Genomic DNA, 3,197 nt, shown 5'->3' on the forward strand with positions numbered 1-3,197 from the left:
CATCGGGGCTGTCTGGCGTGGGAGGAGGGGAAGCACCTGCGCCGCCCGCGCGAATCGCGAGCGAGCGACCCATCAGGCGGCATCGCGGAGGCCGCTGACGGCACCCGGCTCTACCCCCGCCGGGCCGCGGCGCGCAAGCACCGGCGCCGCGGGCCAGCCATGCCGGATCGGGCGCCCGGGAGCAGGGGCCCGCCGCCTGCCTCCCAAGCGTGCAGAAGCAACAGTGTTGTGCCGCTGCGTTGGTCTTTCGCTCCTGCACAAATTCCGTAAGACTAAGGTCGAAAAGCGGCTGCGATCCGCTGCGGGGGAAGGGGTGCCAGATGACGAGTGCGGTTTGGTCCATTGAGGCGCCGGGCGACGAGGAAGTGAAGGACCGGCCCCTGCGCGAGGATATTCGCCTGCTGGGGCGGATTCTCGGCGATACGGTGCGCGAGCAGGAGGGCGAGGAGGTGTTCGAGCTGGTGGAGCGCATCCGCCAGACCTCCATCCGCTTCCATCGCGACGACGACGAGGCGGCCCGCGAGGAGCTGGGCGCGCTTCTGGAACAGCTCTCCTCCCAGCGCGCGGTCGATATCATCCGCGCCTTCAGCTATTTCTCCCACCTCGCCAACATCGCCGAGGACGAGCACCACATCCGCCGCAACCGCGCCCATGCCATCGCCGGCTCGGCGCCGCGGGCCGGGAGTCTCGCCTATTCCCTCGCCCGCGCCGAGGCGCAGGGCATCGGGCCGCAGCAGCTCACCGAGTTCTTCTCCGGCGCGCACATGAGCCCGGTGCTCACTGCCCATCCCACCGAGGTGCGCCGCAAGAGCACCCTCAACCGCGAGATGGAAATCGCCGCCTTGCTGGACCGGCGCGAGCGCATGGTGCCCACCCCCGCGGAGCAGGAGCAGGACGAGGAAACCCTGCGCCGCGCCGTGCTGACCCTGTGGCAGACGGCGCTGCTGCGCCGCATCAAGCTTACGGTGCTGGACGAGGTGGCCAACGGCCTGTCCTATTACGACTACACCTTCCTCACCGAGCTGCCCCGGCTGTATTGCTCCATCGAGGACCACGTCTCGCAGGGCGGCCCGGAGGTAGCGCTACCCTCGTTCCTGCGCATCGGCAGCTGGATCGGCGGCGATCGCGACGGCAATCCCTTCGTCACCGCGCAGGTGCTGAAGGAGACGGTGCGGGTCCATCGCGATCGCATCCTCGCCCATTACGAGCAGGAACTGACCGTGCTGGGCGCCGAACTCTCCCTCGGCGCGCGGCTCATCAAGGTCTCAGCGGCGCTGGCGGAACTGGCCACCCGCTCGCCCGACCGCTCCCAGGAGCATCGGGAGGAGCCCTATCGCCTGGCGCTCGCCTATGTGCGCGGGCGGCTGAAGCTCACCGCTTGCCACCTGAAGGGCGAAGAGGCCGAAGCGGAGGACGCCGGCGGCCTCTCCCCTTACGAGAACGCGGCGGCGCTCAAGGCCGACCTCGACATCATCTACGCCTCGCTCTGCGACAACGGATCGAAGGTGCTGGCGCGCGGGCGGCTGCGGCTGCTGCGCCGGGCGGTGGATTGCTTCGGCTTCCACCTTGCCTGCATCGACCTGCGGCAAAATTCCGACGTGCACGAGCGCGTGGTGGCCGACCTGTTCGAGAAGGTGGCGCCCGGCACCAATTATGCCGGCCTCGACGAGGAGGCGCGCATCGCCCTCCTGCTCAAGGAACTGGCCACCGCCCGCCCGCTGGCCTCGCCCTTCCTCGCCTATGAGGAGGAGACCCAGTCGGAGCTCGCCATCCTGCGCATGGCGGCAGAGGCGCACCGGGCGCTGGGGCGCGAGGTCATCCCCAACTGCATCATCTCCAAGGCCGAGGGGGTCTCGGACCTGCTGGAAGTAGCGCTGCTGCTGAAGGAGGTGGGCCTCGTCACCGCCGACGGCACCACGGCGCTCAACATCATCCCCCTGTTCGAGACCATCGGCGACCTCCAGGTCTGCGCCAAGGTGATGGACCGGGTGCTCTCCATCCCGGCCTATCGCAAGCTGGTGTCGAGCCGGGGCGACGAGCAGGAAGTGATGCTCGGCTATTCCGACAGCAACAAGGATGGCGGCTTCGTCACCTCCGGCTGGGAATTGTACAAGGCCGAGATCGGCCTCATCGAGGTGTTCCGCGCCCATAAAGTGCGCCTGCGCCTGTTCCACGGCCGGGGCGGCTCGGTGGGCCGGGGCGGCGGGCCGAGCTATGACGCCATCCTCGCCCAGCCGGGCGGGGCGGTGAACGGGCAGATCCGCATCACCGAGCAGGGCGAGATCATCGCCTCCAAATATTCCAACCCGGACATGGGCCGGCGCAACCTGGAGATCCTGGTCTCGGCGACCCTGGAAGCCTCCCTGCTCCAGCCCCAATACAATGCCCCGCGCACCGAATTCCTCACCGCCATGGAGGAAATCTCGGACACCGCCTTCGGCGCCTACCGCAACCTCGTCTACGAGACCGAGGGCTTCGAGGACTATTTCTGGTCCTCCACGGTGATCAGCGAGATCGCCACGCTGAACATCGGCTCGCGCCCGGCCTCGCGGGCGAAGACGCGGTCCATCGAGAAGCTGAGGGCGATCCCGTGGGTGTTCTCCTGGGCCCAGTGCCGGCTGATGCTGCCGGCGTGGTACGGCTTCGGCTCGGCGGTTGAAGCGTTTGCCGAGCGGCGGCCGGACTATGGCCTGTCGTTCCTGCAGGCCATGTATCGCGAATGGCCCTTCTTCCGCACCCAGCTCTCCAACATGGACATGGTGCTGTCGAAGTCCTCGCTCGCCATCGCCTCGCGCTATGCGGAGCTGGTGCCGGACGTGGAGCTGCGCACCAAGATCTTCGGCCGCATCCGCGCCGAATACGAGCGCACCCTCAAATATGTCCTCGCCATCATGGGCCAGCAGAAGCTGCTGGAGGACAATCCGCTGCTCGACCGCTCCATCCGCAACCGCTTCCCCTATCTCGATCCGCTGAACCATTTGCAGATCGAGCTGCTGCGCCAGCACCGCGCCAATTCCGGCGACGACAAGGTGCTGCACGGCATCCAATTGTCCATCAACGGCATCTCGGCGGGGTTGCGCAACTCGGGGTGAGGGGCCTGGATGCCGCCAGCGCCGCTCCCTCTCCCGCCTGCGGGGGTGGGCCGGTGCCAGGACGCACCGGCGGGCAACGCTGAAAACAACCCCTGCCCCCTCCCC

1 protein-coding gene is annotated in these 3,197 nt (G+C 68.0%); it reads left to right on the forward strand.

Annotated elements, in window-relative coordinates; all coding sequences use genetic code 11:
* Nucleotides 1-320 precede the first annotated feature (320 nt).
* Nucleotides 321-3,092, forward strand: a complete 2,772-nt coding sequence (ppc, locus tag K9U41_RS22350) for a phosphoenolpyruvate carboxylase (protein WP_282643040.1) — start codon at nucleotides 321-323, stop codon at nucleotides 3,090-3,092.
* Nucleotides 3,093-3,197: the final 105 nt, after the last annotated feature.

The sequence above is a fragment of the Xanthobacter autotrophicus genome (assembly GCF_029991245.1).
Taxonomy (GTDB): domain Bacteria; phylum Pseudomonadota; class Alphaproteobacteria; order Rhizobiales; family Xanthobacteraceae; genus Xanthobacter; species Xanthobacter autotrophicus_C.